Source organism: Shewanella piezotolerans WP3 (genome assembly GCF_000014885.1).
GTDB lineage: Bacteria > Pseudomonadota > Gammaproteobacteria > Enterobacterales > Shewanellaceae > Shewanella > Shewanella piezotolerans.
Map to the genome: position 1 here is coordinate 803,450 of NC_011566.1, position 14,256 is coordinate 817,705.

General features: G+C 44.8%; 9 protein-coding genes. 4 read left to right on the top strand and 5 right to left on the bottom strand.

Annotated elements, in window-relative coordinates:
• Positions 1 to 78: 78 nt before the first annotated feature.
• The 4 genes from SWP_RS03560 (at position 79) to cydC (ending at position 5,093) form a co-directional block, all read left to right on the top strand.
• Positions 79 to 300 (top strand): DUF3565 domain-containing protein, encoded by a 222-nt coding sequence (locus SWP_RS03560; RefSeq protein WP_020910993.1) that lies wholly within the window; start codon positions 79 to 81, stop codon positions 298 to 300.
• Positions 301 to 480: 180 nt separating this feature from the next.
• A complete protein-coding gene (locus tag SWP_RS03565; RefSeq protein WP_020910994.1) occupies positions 481 to 831 on the top strand; it encodes a DUF3622 domain-containing protein in 351 nt (116 codons plus the stop codon).
• Between the two features lie 705 nt (positions 832 to 1,536).
• Positions 1,537 to 3,354 (top strand): heme ABC transporter permease/ATP-binding protein CydD, encoded by a 1,818-nt coding sequence (cydD, locus tag SWP_RS03570; protein WP_020910996.1) that lies wholly within the window; start codon positions 1,537 to 1,539, stop codon positions 3,352 to 3,354.
• Complete coding sequence (gene cydC / locus SWP_RS03575) at positions 3,354 to 5,093, top strand: heme ABC transporter ATP-binding protein/permease CydC (RefSeq protein WP_020910997.1); 1,740 nt, start codon at positions 3,354 to 3,356, stop codon at positions 5,091 to 5,093. Before cydD ends, cydC begins: the two co-directional genes overlap by 1 nt.
• Positions 5,094 to 5,560: 467 nt before the next feature.
• Here the strand turns inward: cydC and SWP_RS03580 are convergent, their stop codons facing one another.
• The 5 genes from SWP_RS03580 to SWP_RS03600 form a co-directional block, all read right to left on the bottom strand.
• Positions 5,561 to 7,444, bottom strand: coding sequence for a methyl-accepting chemotaxis protein (locus tag SWP_RS03580; RefSeq protein WP_020910998.1), 1,884 nt, complete (start codon positions 7,442 to 7,444; stop codon positions 5,561 to 5,563).
• Between the two features lie 415 nt (positions 7,445 to 7,859).
• Positions 7,860 to 11,054: a bifunctional proline dehydrogenase/L-glutamate gamma-semialdehyde dehydrogenase PutA gene (gene putA / locus SWP_RS03585; protein WP_187148534.1), complete on the bottom strand. Its 3,195-nt coding sequence runs from the start codon at positions 11,052 to 11,054 to the stop codon at positions 7,860 to 7,862.
• 236 nt (positions 11,055 to 11,290) lie between these two features.
• A complete protein-coding gene (locus SWP_RS03590; protein WP_044556254.1) occupies positions 11,291 to 11,890 on the bottom strand; it encodes a TIGR04211 family SH3 domain-containing protein in 600 nt (199 codons plus the stop codon).
• A 164-nt stretch (positions 11,891 to 12,054) separates the two neighbouring features.
• Positions 12,055 to 13,323: an inorganic phosphate transporter gene (locus tag SWP_RS03595; RefSeq protein ID WP_020911002.1), complete on the bottom strand. Its 1,269-nt coding sequence runs from the start codon at positions 13,321 to 13,323 to the stop codon at positions 12,055 to 12,057.
• Positions 13,324 to 13,347: 24 nt separating this feature from the next.
• Positions 13,348 to 14,028: a TIGR00153 family protein gene (locus tag SWP_RS03600; RefSeq protein ID WP_020911003.1), complete on the bottom strand. Its 681-nt coding sequence runs from the start codon at positions 14,026 to 14,028 to the stop codon at positions 13,348 to 13,350.
• Positions 14,029 to 14,256 lie beyond the last annotated feature (228 nt).

A 14,256-nucleotide genomic window follows, 5' to 3' on the forward strand; every position in this document is an offset into this window, starting at 1 on the left:
TAATCTCGCGCCCCTGAAGTTTATCTACCGACCTCAACCCAAATGTAGCCGATTTTTTTGCTATTTAAGGCGTACGTCTTGCAACAAGCCATTACTAATTATCATCAAGATGATGAACAACATTGGGTTGCAGAACTTGCTTGTGGTCATCATCAGCACGTGCGCCACCGTCCTCCTTGGGAACGACGTGACTGGGTAACAAGCATTCGCGGGAGAAAATCGATGCTTGGGTATATGCTGTATTGTAAGCAGTGTGAGCTTAAGGTGATAAATAGTCGTGGTGGTAGCGACATGATGTAACGGCTCGTCGAAAAGCTGATTTACGACTATGATTTATCATGACCGTTTTAGCGTTAAATCGCTGACAGAATATTAAAAGTAATAGCGAGACAAAGATGCTAGCTGTTACTCATTGATTGGGTCTGAGCATTTAGATGTTGGACTCAAAGTATTACGATTATTGTTAGGAAAATAAGTAACATGACACAAACAAAGAAGTATGATTTTCGCATTGTTCAAGATAAAGAGACTTGGACTGGCCAGATCACTCGCCGCCAATCAGCTAGGAAAATAGTTGTTTCAAAAAGCCAAAAAGGTTTTGCAACAGAAGCTGAAGCTGTTGCATGGGGCGAAACTGAGCTTAAATCATTCTTAGAGAACCTTGTTAAGCGTAACGAACGTAAAGCAAAAGCACGTGAAGAGCGGAACAAAGCTGCGGACGAAAAAGAGTTAGCAGCAGATGCATGGCGCAGTGCTCGAGATGAAAAAGCGGATTCAAACAACGATTTTGATGAAGATAATCTTGATTACGGCTCTGACGCCGAGCGTTAATTGAGATGACTAATCGCTAACAGCGATGGGTTTAAAAGTGAACCGTGTAGAGCTTAGCTTGCACGGTTTTTTTATGGCTGAAACATAATATCAAACCATTATGTCATTTATTTACCTTGAATTAGTTCGCCGAAAACACTCTGTGTAGAGCAACTTCTTATACTACAAGTATAAGCTGATTGATTTTTAATCCACCTCATTCTTTGATCTAGCTCAATTTTTGTGAGTCTAGTAACAAATCCAAGACTGGCGTTTTATTCTACGTTTAATGCCTGCGATACTACGACCTTATATACCTCAAGACCGCTATTTGTTTTGCCGTGTGGAACTAATACTTAAGTCAGTCCTCTTAAGTACAGCTTCGCAGGTGATAACCCTTAGCCGATTTATTTCGATAATTTATTAAGCTTATACCAATCAGTATAAAGATTTGATCGCTCAGCGAGAGTTTAGCGGCTTTGAGGTAAGGCAATGAATGAAGAGCATAGTTAAACTAGGTTCAAGTTCATTAACGCAGCATCAAAGCCGCTAAAACTCGCCTGTAGGAGTGTTTTTGGCTTGCTACTTCTGCGTTGAATAAACTCATAAGGGAACAACCATTATGTCATTTATCCGCCTTGAAATAGCGTGCCAAAAACGCTCTGAGTAGATCAACTTCTTATACTGATTGGTATTACCTATCACATACAGCAGATCTGGAAAATAATGGATAAAAGCGTAGAGAAAAAGCTCACTCACTGGCTCAAGCTACAAAAATCCGCCTGTGGTTATTACCTTAATTTGTCGATTCTATTTGGGGTTTTAACTGGGATTAGCCTGATGTGCCAAGCATGGCTAATTGCCACCATATTGCAGGGGATCATTATTGATGAATTGCCAAAATCTGCTTTTACCGATCATTTTTGGCTACTGCTAATACTGACTATTTTTAGAGGCGTGCTGGCTTTTGCCAGAGAGCGCTCAAGCTTTAAGGCGGGGGCACAACTGCGGGTACATATGCGAGCAGCCGTTATGGATAAGCTTGCGGCATTAGGGCCTGCTTTTATTCAAGGAAAACCAGCGGGAAGTTGGGCTAGCATTGTGCTCGAGCAGGTGGAAGACTTACAAGATTTTTATGCTCGTTACCTGCCACAAATTGTACTGGCAGGCTTTATTCCGCTGATTATTCTAATCGTTGTATTTCCTATCAACTGGGCGGCTGGGGCTATTTTACTGGCTACAGCGCCACTTATCCCAATGTTTATGATCTTAGTGGGTATGGGGGCTGCTGATGCTAACCGCAAGAACTTTGGTGCTTTAGCACGTTTGAGTGGTCACTTTATGGATAGGCTAAAAGGGTTATCGACTTTAAAGTTGTTTAATCAAGGAGCCAAAGAGGCTAAGGCGATTGAGAAGGCATCAGAAGAGTTTAGAGAGCGTACCATGTCAGTGTTGCGGATGGCTTTTTTAAGTTCTGCCGTGCTTGAATTTTTTGCGGCGTTATCGATAGCGGTATTGGCGGTATATTTTGGTTTTAGCTATTTAGGTCATTTGGACTTCGGTCATTATGGCAGCTCGATTAGTTTATTCACTGGCCTATTTGTTCTGATTCTAGCGCCGGAATTCTATCAGCCACTGCGCGATATGGGCACACACTATCACGCTAAAGCGCAAGCAATTGGCGCTGCAGAAGAGTTGATGGCGCTGCTTGAACATCCTGAACAAAATAAAGCAGACCAGCAAGCTGATACCACTAACTTTGAGGGGGACATCCAAGTCGAGGCTGTTGATTTAGCCGTGTATAGCATGGACGGTACTCAGTTAGTTGGCCCTATTAGCTTTTCCCTCGCTGCAGGTGAGCACCTTGCTATTGTGGGGAGCAGTGGGGCTGGAAAAACCAGTTTGCTTAGCGCTCTTTTGGGTTTTCTACCTTATCAAGGCCAGCTAAAAGTTAATGGCATTGAGCTGAATCGGCTACCTAAGCCGCAGTGGCGTAAACAGTTGGCTTGGCTTGGGCAAGAACCTCAATTATTTTGTGGTACGGTGCGGGAGAATGTTGCCTTAGGCAAGGCTGCGCAAGGACAGGTATTAGCCGATGACGACATAAAGGCATTATTAGCTAAGGCACATATCCTCGATTTCATTGAATCTCAACCATTAGGACTGGATTTTCCAATACAGGAGCAAACTGCTGGGCTTTCAGTCGGTCAAGCTCAACGCATTGCGCTCGCTAGGGCGTTAGCGCAACAACCTAAATTGTTTATATTAGATGAACCCACAGCCAGCCTTGATAGTTTAAGTGAACAAGCTGTACAGGGAGCTTTAACTGTAGCAATGCGAGATAGTAGCTGTTTGATGGTCACCCATAGACTCGAGTCGTTGCATGCTATGGATCGAGTCTTAGTGATGGAAAAGGGGCTAGTCGTACAACAAGGAACTTACGCGCAGCTTGCTGATGTCGACGGGGTATTTAGACGGATGTTAGCAGAGTCTAGTGCTACAGAGTACGGGCAGATCAAAGCTGAATCTGAGGAGAATAAGTGATGAGAGCATTACTTCCTTATATCAAACGATTTAGAAGCCAATGGTTCATGATGTTTATCGGGCTTTTTTTAAGTGTCACCACTTTGATGGCCGGCATCGGTCTATTGTCACTTTCTGGCTGGTTCTTATCAGCAGCTGCTGTAGCAGGCTTAACTGTCGCAACGGCGCAGATGTTTAACTACTTTACCCCAGCGGGCGGTGTGCGGTTTCTCTCTATTGTACGCACCGCGAGCCGATACGGCGAGAGACTAGCGACTCACGAGGCGACATTTAGTTTATTAACCGACCTGCGCTGCTGGGTGTGGAATAAGTTAATGCCGCTTAGCGCCAAAAACCTACAAGGGATCCGCCGTGGCGATCTACTGAATCGACTCGTTGCCGATATCGATACGTTAGACCACCTGTATTTGCGCTTGCTAACACCGCTACTTGCCTCCCTGTTGATGTTGATAGGCTTGTACTTTTTTGTATCGTGGTTTGATGCAGAGCTAGCAGTTATCCTTTGCAGCATGCTTTTGGCAGTTTGGCTGCTATTACCGACAGTATTTTACTTTCTCGGCCGAAAACCTGGAGTTGCCCAGCTCGAAACTAAACGTCAACTGCGGGTGCAATTATTGGAGTACCTGCAAGGGCAAGCAGAATTAACCCTGTTTGGCGCCCAAGGAGTTTACCGTCAGCGCTTGAACGCTGCCGAAAGTTTGATGATAGCGAGCCAAAGCCGGATGAACTTGGTGACCTCGCTTAGCCAAGCATGTTTGATTTTTTGCCATGGCTTTGCCGTATTCGTGATGCTCTATATGGCGGCTGCAGGGGTGGGGGAGTCTATACCGCCTGGGCCAAAACTTGCGATGATCGTGTTTATGACGATGGCGACGATTGAGATGATGATGCCTCTAGCGGGCGCATTTCAGCACCTTTCTGCTTGTAGCTCCGCTGCTGCACGGTTAAACCAAGTTGTAGAGCAAACACCTGATGTCACTTATGCCGCTGAAAGTCAGCTTAAGATCAGCAAAGGGCATATTGAGCTGTCAAATATTGATTTCGGTTATGATGTAGCACATCCAGTATTGCACAAGCTCAGCTTAACTATCTTGCCAGGCGCTAAGGTAGCACTCCTTGGGCAAACCGGTTGCGGTAAGTCGAGCTTGCTGTCGCTAATAACCAGAGAATGGCTACCACAAAATGGACTGGTGAAGCTCGATGGTCGTGATGCTTCAGCTTATTCAGAACAAGCATTGCGAGATTCTATGTCTGTCGTGAGTCAGCGGGTCTACCTTTTTAGCGGCACTTTAAGAGAAAATCTAGCGATAGCGCTGGAAGATTTCAGCCGTAAAGATGATGATAAATTGATTGCGGTATTACAAGAAGTCGGCTTGAGTGCGTTACTGCAAGGTGATAAACCCTTAGATAACTGGATTGGTGAGGGAGGGCGACAGTTGTCGGGTGGCGAGCTGCGCAGGATTGGCGTTGCAAGAGTACTGCTTAGGGATGCGCCATTGCTACTGCTTGATGAACCTACAGAAGGCTTAGATAAGAAAACTGAGCGTGAAATATTGGATCTACTGTTTGATTTTGCAGCAGAGAAAACAGTGCTAATGATCAGCCATCGTTTAACGGCGATGACGAGAATGGATACGATTCATTTGATGGAGCAAGGCAGCATTCGCTGTTCTGGTGATCACCAGCAACTGCTTCAAGCTGATCCTTACTACGCCAGTTTGCATCAGAAGTTGGCGTAACTGTTTAGCCACTGTAGTCATATCTTGTAAAAAGGCAGGATGAATATCCAGCCTTTTTATACCCATCCCACTTGAAAATGCTCGTTTCAGAGGTGTTGTGCTAGTTCAATTCTAGGCGCGTTAACGTGGAAATGGTTTTTCCCTTTTAAGTTGCCGCAACAACGAAGTGGGCTTGCACAACCCCTTCTTCGATGGGCGTTTCTTATATAAAAAGCATGGGCTTTACTCTGTGTTGTTGATTTTACCAAGGGAGCGACCATTAGCTGCAATCAATGCCTCGCCGACATGGCCTAGTATGTTCCTGACATGCTCAAGGCATTCCCTCCATCCCTGGAGGTCAGATGTAGGTGCTTAGGTTCAGCATGGAGCAATGAACCAGTGACTAAAGCCCATTAAACTCCCACTGAATCCTGCATTTTCAGGTCGGATGGGTTTAATGCAAAATCTTAAGTATCTTCAATCCAGTACTAAATCTTAAACTTAGCCACTCTATCGTTAAGCTTTGCTGCGATATCCAGCAGATCATCAGCATTACTTGCTATGCTATTGGTTTGTGAGGTGAGCAAGTCTGATACCTCTCTTACCGCTTCCGTATTACGGCTAATGTCTTCAGATACTGCACGTTGCTCTTCGGCTGCACCTGCAATCTGGGTCGCCATGTCGGATATATCAGTGATTGAGCGCGTAAGTTGTTCAAGGTTTTTGAGTGCTTTTTCTGAATTATCAACACTTTCTACGACGATGTTTGTGCTGGTATTCATATTACTAACTGCTAGTTGACTATTTTTCTGCAGCGTTATAATCATATTACGGATCTCTTCGGTAGAATCCTGAGTACGGTGACTCAGCACACGAACCTCATCCGCAACCACCGCAAAACCTCGTCCCTGTTCGCCCGCTCTAGCGGCTTCGATCGCAGCGTTCAGAGCGAGTAGGTTAGTTTGTTCTGCAATTGATTGAATTGTAGCAAGCACTAGGTTAATTTCTGTAGTGTTTTGCTCCAATTCAGTGATGACATTTGACGCTTGGCTAAGCTGCTGAGATAGTTGATTGATCGAGTTATTGCTATCGCGAATGATCCGCTGTCCCTGTTGGCAATTTTCTGCAGATACACTGGCGGCACTCGCGGTGGACTCAGCATGATTCGCGACTTCCCCAGCTGTTGCAGACATCTCATGAATTGCAGTGGCTATTTGATCGATATCTTGATGCTGGGTATCAATTTGCTCACTGGTCATGCTCACCAGCGTTGATGAATCATTAGCTTGTTTTGTTAGTTCGTTTGCATTGGTGACTAGCGCTGAAACCATTTGCTGTAAGGAGTGCAAGAATGCATTCATGTGCAGCGAAAGTGTGCCAATTTCGTCAGCCTGCTTGATTTCAAATCGTTGGGTTAAGTCGCCTTGCCCTTTAGATAAATCTTCTAGTGCCAATGTCAGTTTATGTAACGGTGCAAACATGCGATTCAATGCAACTGTTGCTAGCGCAAGAATGAGTATGAATAGCCCCGACATTATGACCAATATTCGGGTGATCTGCTTTTGTACGCCTGCATAAGCTAACTGTTCATCTTCTACAATGCCTAAGGTCCAGTCAGTGCCAGGAATTGCGGTTAGTTGAACCAATCTATCTTGTTGATCATCAGCCCAATTAAGCGTGAGAAGCGCACCTGAACTACGTGCTTGTTCAACATTGTGAGAGTTGAAGTAGGAGCTAAGTTCGGTCGCGGGTTTAAACAATCGTTGATGATCACTCAAGGCGAGTATTTTATTACTGCCATCGATTAAAAATGCAAAGCCGTTATTAGACACTTGCAACTGTTCAACTTGTCTGGTTATCTCACCAACCGTCATATCGGCCGCGACAACACCGCTGTTTGCTCCAGAAAAGGCTTTGGCCATTGTTACCACGATACTGCCATCAAAATCGAGGTAAGGGTCAGTGAAAATCAATTGTTGGCTGCGTTTTGCTTGTTGAAACCATGGACGAGTGGTTGGGTCATAGTCACTCGGCCACACTTCGTCTTGATTGCCATAAACCACATCGCCATTATCAAGGCCTGCATAAACTGACATAAACCCGCCAGCACGTAATGTGAGTAACATCTCGCGTTCAACATCAATACTTTTGCTAATGAGTGATTCATTGGCCAACAGTAAGTTGCTGCCCATTTGAATATTGGTAGCGATAAAGTTACTCGTGGCTATACTTGTCTCATTGACTCTGTGGGTAATGGTGTTGGTGGTTTCTTCAATAAGTTGAGAAATAGAGATATAGGACTGTACGGCACTAATTAACGCACAAGTCAGTAGTATCGCAATTTGAATTTTTCGCTTAATTGTTAATGTCATTCGGTTACTTATTGCTCGGTGTGAGTTTGTCGTTATTTAACTTGGCTTAACATGTTGGTTGGCGGTTAAATATGCTGTTTAAGGCAGTTGTTGTGATTTTTTGTGTGGATTGTACGCGAGAGTAGGCAATAGGTTGAGCAAAAAAACATGTTTAAGCTCACAGCCTTGAAGCAAAAATTAAGGTCTAGAACTTGATTAGTCACTGATGTTAATCGCTAAAAAATTGTGGCCATTTGGGGATAAGAACACTCATGGCTTCTCGGTAACTGCGCTTGGGGTAATCTGGCCTCTCTAGCTCGCAAATATCCGCTTTTTAAAAGAGTTTCGACTTGCTGGCAAAAGCGCATAAAAAAAGCCAGGTTTGCACCTGGCTTCTATTTAGACATTGACGATGGAGGCAAGAGTGCCTGTATCGCTAATCTTCGCTGTCACCTAAAGACAGTAGTGTGGCATTACCACCGATAGCTGTAATGTTATTGGTTCTGGTTTTTTCAGTCACAAAGCGTGTTAAGTAGTGTGGACCACCTGCTTTAGGGCCTGTACCGGATAAACCTTGCCCACCAAATGGTTGCACGCCAACTACAGCACCAATTTGGTTTCGGTTAATGTAGACGTTACCTACATTCACTTTATCAGCCACTTCAAGTGCGTGGCCTTCGTTACGGCTGTGAATTCCCAGTGTTAAACCAAAGCCAGTAGAGTTTATCTCGTCGATAACCTTATTTAGCTCTGATGCCTTGTAGCGAATCACATGCAGAATTGGCCCAAAGTGCTCTTTCTCAAGGACCTTGATGGAGTCAATTTCGACTGCAGTAGGGGTAACGAAGTGGCCGTTCTCAGTGCCAGCTGGTAGCTCTATTTGCTTAAGCAGCGTGCCAACTTGCTTAATGTGGTCGATATGTGCGTTTAGGTTCGCTGCGGCTGTGGCATCAATAACTGGGCCGACGTCAGTTTTCACTGAGCTTGGGTCGCCAATGGTGAGCTCCTCCATCGCGCCTTTCATGACATCGAGGACGCGTTCAGCAACATCTTCTTGCAAGAACAGAACTCGAAGCGCAGAACAGCGTTGACCAGCACTGGTAAAGGATGATGCAACGACATCAGTCACAACTTGTTCAGGTTGTGAGGTTGAGTCAACAACCATTGCATTCTGGCCACCGGTTTCAGCGATCAGCGGAATAATGGCTCCTTCACGCATTGCTAGCGTGCGGTTAATCAACTTTGCTGTGCCAGTTGAGCCAGTAAAGCAAACACCCCCAATACGCTCATCACTAGTGATTGCAGAGCCTACTGTCGCGCCTGTACCAGGTAGGAACTGTAGCACCTCTTTTGGGATCCCCGCTTCATGAGCAAGCTGAACGGCACGATAGCCAACAATAGATGTTTGCTCTGCAGGCTTGGCTACAACTGTGTTACCAGCAGCTAGTGCTGCAGCGACTTGGCCTAAGAAAATTGCCAGTGGGAAGTTCCATGGGCTAATACAAACAAAGATCCCACGGCCTTGTAGGAATAGCTCATTGAGCTCGCCTGTCGGGCCTGGAAGTAGTTCAGGCTGACCCATCATCTTCTTAGCTTGTACTGCGTAGTAGCGACAAAAATCAACTGCTTCACGCACTTCATCGATACCGTCTTGAATACTTTTGCCCGCTTCACGGGTACAAAGCGCAATCAGCTCTTCACGGTTCTCTTCAAGCAGGTCGGCAAGTTTCTGTAACGCGTTTGCTCGTACTTCAACGGGTGTGGAACACCAGCTAGAGAAAGACGCATCAGCACCAGCGAGAGCTTGTTCAATCGCTTGGTTGTTGGCGAATGCGACTTTACCGACAACTTTGGTGGTATCAAACGGGCTGACAATCTCGTTAGTTTCACCGCTGAGGGTTTCGCCATTAACCAACGGTCCAGCAGACCAAGTTGTTTCTTTAAACTTTTCTATAGCCGCAAAAAATGGTGTAGATTCTGAAATGATGTTCATGTTGAGGCCCTTGGAGTTTTTACGCTCAGCACCGAAGATATCTTCCGGTAAGACGATTTTGTTGTTAGCCAGGGTTTTGTATCCCTTAAGTGTTGATAGTGGGTGTACTACCAGTGACTCAATAGGCGTATTTGGATCGACCAGCTTGTGCACAAATGATGTATTGGCACCATTTTCAAGTAAGCGTCGAACTAGGTACGGCAGCAGGTCTTTGTGGGCTCCTACTGGCGCATAAATACGTACTGTTTTCACGCCACTTTCTGCAAGTAGTGTGTCGTAAAGCTCTTCACCCATGCCATGAAGGCGCTGGAATTCGTAGTTTCTGTCGCCAGCCATTGCGGTAATTGACGCAACAGTTTGGGCGTTGTGGCTAGCAAATTGCGGGTAGATAGCACCACGAGTAGAATCTGAAAGCAAGTATCTAGCACAAGCAAGATAAGACACATCGGTGCCCGCTTTACGGGTATAAAGTGGGTAACCCGCTTCGCCGTTTTCTTGTGACCATTTAAGTTCGCTGTCCCAGTATGCACCTTTAACAAGACGCAGAGGAATTTCATCGCCTTGAATTTTTGCTAGGCGCGTCAACCAACAAAGTACTGGAAGAGCGCGTTTTGAGTACGCCTGCACGACAATGCCGAGCAGTCCCCAGCCTTTAGCTGCTTCTGAATTGTACAGACGCTGGAAAAGCTGCAGTGATAGTTCGAGACGATCCATCTCTTCGGCATCAATAGATACACCGACGTTTAGCGAACGGGCCTGCTTGATTAGCAAGATCAACGTATCGTGCAACTCAGTTAACGTTCTGTCTTCGTTGGCAACCTCATAACGTGGGTGCAACGCAGAAAGTTTTATTGAGATAGTAGGGCGAGGCGCTTCACTCTCGTCATACTCCTGAGCGCCGAGGGCGGCGATGGCACTTGAGTAATCGTCGAAGTATTTAGCGGCATCTTTCTTAGTTAATGCGGCTTCGCCTAACATGTCGTAGCTATGGGTATATCCAAGTTTACGCTTATCAACGCTGTTTTTTAGCGCTTCTTTCACGCTACGCCCTAGTACAAACTGTTTACCCATAATCTTCATCGCTGCAAGCATCGCTTGGCGGATAACAGGCTCACCCATTTTATTAACTAAACGGTTTAGTAGGTTACTCGGTCGGCCATCTGTTTTTTGGTCAAGCTTAACGATTTTACCAGTAAGCATTAAGCCCCATGTAGAGGCGTTGACCAACACAGAATCGCTCTTACTTATGTGTTCATCCCATTTTGCACCTGATAATTTATCTTCTATCAAGGCGTCAGCAGTTGCTGAATCAGGAATACGTAAAAGTGCTTCAGCAAGACACATTAAAATAATGCCTTCCTGAGTTTCTAAGCTATATTGCTGCAAAAATGCGTCAATACCGACCATAAGGCCTTTTTTATCGTATTGACGAACTTTATTGACTAATTCGTGTGCACGATTTGTCACACGGTCGATCTCTTCATCGCTGGACGGAACCAGTTTTATCAATTCTGATAAATATTGTTCTTCGTCAACGATGTAATTATCGCTGATCGCTTTGAACAGTTCGTTGAGATCGGCTGAGTCGTAATGACCAGCTAGTACTTCACTCGCTTTGAACATATTAATCACTTCCATCTTGGCCGTAAGGCATATTGCTGGGATGTTGTCGCGACAAGAGCTTTGTTGTTATTTTTGTATACAATCTAAGGTCTCCGCGCGGCCGATTATACCTGCAAAATGTGACGAGCGACACCTTTGTGAGTTGTTGTGTGATGTTTGTTTGATCTGGCGTTGTGTATGTGTGGGCTAGGCCACTTGCAGCGGGAGTTGTAGCGAATAAAATAAAAAGCCAGCGTTTAAAAACGCTGGCTTTAACACTTGAAAATAATAGTTTTTTTACCAGTGGTTTTTAGGTTACGTTGCGGCCTAGGTAGGTAAACTAAAATAATCCCTAAAATGAGACCACCGGCAGCGATAAAGCCACCTTGCTTCCACATTTCGAAACGTTCATTTTTTTGCATACTGGCAAGTTTCACTTGAGCGCTATCTCGCTCCTGCGTCGCGCTTGCTAATTCTCTTTGAGCTTTAGATAGCTGAGACTTTATTTGATTTAGCTCTTGTACGCTAGCATCTGTCGTTGTCAGTGCAGTCGATAAGTCAGCTTTAGTTTGCTCAAGCTCTGCTTTTAGTCGTGGTAGTTGCTCACGCAAACTGACCTTAGCGCTAAGCATCTTTGTTTGAACCCAGCCCTCGCGCCCCTTGTGGTCGATAATCTTGCTGTAATCGCCTTGTGCTCCACCTAATGATGTTACCTTCTGACCTGCTTCTACACTGCCCAGTATGCGGAACTGTGTTCCCGGTCCACCATGGAGGTAAATAAAAACATCATCTGAGATGTAACTTGTTTGGTTCGCAGCAAATAAAGAGGGGGAAAGTAGTAACGCTCCCACAATAGTTAGAATTCTTAACACCAATCTATTCTCATCAATGAAATTAAGCCAACATGCTAGGGATTTAAAGGTCCTAATGCAAGGGGCAATAAGGGGCATAAAACGCAAAAAGGAAGCTTGATACAAATATTATCAAACTCCCTTCATTAAATCGCAGAGTATTTCTATGCAATTAGTGTTTGTATTTAATTAAAAATACCTTTAATCATGAAGAAGAACATGATTGAAAGTGCAGCACCTGCAGGTAGGGTTACAACCCAAGACACTACAATGTTGCGCACAACACCAATATTAATTGCAGCAATACCACGTGCCATTCCGACACCTAACACTGCGCCAACTAAGGTTTGTGTGGTCGAAATTGGTAGGCCAGTTCCCGATGCGATAACGACGGTAGATGCAGCAGCAAGCTCTGCAGCAAAACCGCGACTTGGTGTTAAGTGGGTAATGTTCTTACCGATGGTTTGCATTACACGCTTACCAAATATGGCTAAGCCTAGAACGATACCGACTGCACCAAGAGGTAGAATCCACCAAACCAGCGGTGCTTTACTGCTAATTTCGCCACCACTGTTAACAACAGAAACAACTGCTGCTAGCGGGCCAATAGCATTAGCTACGTCATTTGAACCGTGAGCAAAAGCCATACAACATGCTGTTACAACCATCAAGATAGCGAACACTTTCTCAACGTTGCCAAACTGAGTTTGACGGTCTGCTTTGCTATCCATCTTTAAGCGCTTGATAGCTATCATGCCACCAACACCAACGAGTGCGGCAATAACAAAAGCCAGTGTGTAAGCTTCTAGGCTACTGAAATGCAGACCTACATGCTTAAGACCTTTAGTGATAGTCACAAGTGACATCACAAAGCCAGCAAGTGCCATATAGAAAGGCACATAACGCTTAGCATTTTCTAACGGATTGTCAGTATTGAAGATGAGCTTCTGTACACTTTGGAATATCATAAAGGCAATAAAGCCCGATATTGCCGGTGTAACGACCCAAGAACCTACGATACCGCCAACTTTGCCCCATTCAACTGCTTCTGTACCCACACCGACCGCAGCGAAACCAACAATGGCCCCAACAATAGAGTGAGTAGTTGAAACAGGCCAGCCAAGTGCAGAAGCTGCGATAAGCCACAGACCTGCAGCTAGCAAAGACGCTATCATGCCGTAAACGAGCAGCTCAGGTTGCTCAATAAAGAATGTTGAGTCAATAATACCTTTACGAATCGTACTGGTGACTTCGCCACCTGCTAAATACGCACCTGCAAACTCAAAAATCATAGCGATAATGATCGCTTGTTTAATTGTAATCGCATTGGAACCTACAGAGGTTCCCATTGCATTGGCTACATCATTGGCGCCAATACCCCATGCCATTAAAAAACCAAACAGAGCCGCTATGCCAATAAGCCATGGGCCGTTGGTGACTAATACATCAACCATGTTATTACCTTGATAATCTTTTGATTAGACGCGAGCTAACATTAGCTCTAGGCGGGAACCGACTCGCTCGGCAAGATCTGCCAAGTCGCCAACCCACTCAATTATCTTGTAGAGGAACATTACATCTACAGGGTTTAATTCAGATTCGATAGCAAAAAGCTGCCTACGGATCTTAATTTGTAAGTCATCAGTGTCATCTTCAATAGAATCAAGTTCACTGATCATTTTTGCCACAAGATCCACTTCACGGCCTCTAAAACCTGTTTCTAGTAGGTCATCGAGTTCGTTAATTGCTTCTTTTGACAAAGCGACGGCATCAAGACAGCGCTGCAAATAAGCAATAAAGGGTTCTTGGATTGCATGAGGGACAACAAGTTGACGGCCAATGATACGGCCGGAGATGTCTTTCGCTTTGTTAGCGATCTTATCTTGCTGGGTTAGTAGCTCCAGTAAGTCAGTACGTTCGACTGGCATAAACAAACCACCGGGCAGAGTTAAGCGGATTTCACGTTTTAGTGAATCAGCTTCTTGCTCTGCAAAGCTTATTTGCTTGCGCAGTTGAACTGCTTTGTCCCAGTCACCTGAGGCAGTAGCTTCGAAAAATGGGACAAGAGTAGACGCACAGTCATACACTTTGTCGATATGCTCTTGAAGAGGCTTAATTGGCGATTTTGCAAACACGCCCAAAATAGAGTTTACTGGCATTGCCGTTTACCTATTTAGGTTATTCCAATATTGGAAAAAGCGGGCGCATGTTAACCCAAGCGGCCGCGTAAGAAAACTGTGTTTTGTATTTAACTAAACAGTTTTTTATTCTAACGAGTTATATCTTAACTGCAAAGCGAATCCTACGGCGTTTTTATTACAAAAATATTACACTGTGTAGATTTAGTGACAGATTGATTAAATTTTGATGACAAGGCGAAAAATAGA

What these genes read in the sequence shown, in the direction of transcription:
- SWP_RS03580 (WP_020910998.1), bottom strand. Translation starts at nt 7,444, where the DNA reads ATGACATTAACAATTAAGCGAAAAATTCAAATTGCGATACTACTGACT.
- putA (WP_187148534.1), bottom strand. Translation starts at nt 11,054, where the DNA reads ATGGAAGTGATTAATATGTTCAAAGCGAGTGAAGTACTAGCTGGTCAT.
- SWP_RS03595 (WP_020911002.1), bottom strand. Translation starts at nt 13,323, where the DNA reads ATGGTTGATGTATTAGTCACCAACGGCCCATGGCTTATTGGCATAGCG.
- cydC (WP_020910997.1), top strand. Translation starts at nt 3,354, where the DNA reads ATGAGAGCATTACTTCCTTATATCAAACGATTTAGAAGCCAATGGTTC.
- SWP_RS03600 (WP_020911003.1), bottom strand. Translation starts at nt 14,028, where the DNA reads ATGCCAGTAAACTCTATTTTGGGCGTGTTTGCAAAATCGCCAATTAAG.
- cydD (WP_020910996.1), top strand. Translation starts at nt 1,537, where the DNA reads ATGGATAAAAGCGTAGAGAAAAAGCTCACTCACTGGCTCAAGCTACAA.
- SWP_RS03565 (WP_020910994.1), top strand. Translation starts at nt 481, where the DNA reads ATGACACAAACAAAGAAGTATGATTTTCGCATTGTTCAAGATAAAGAG.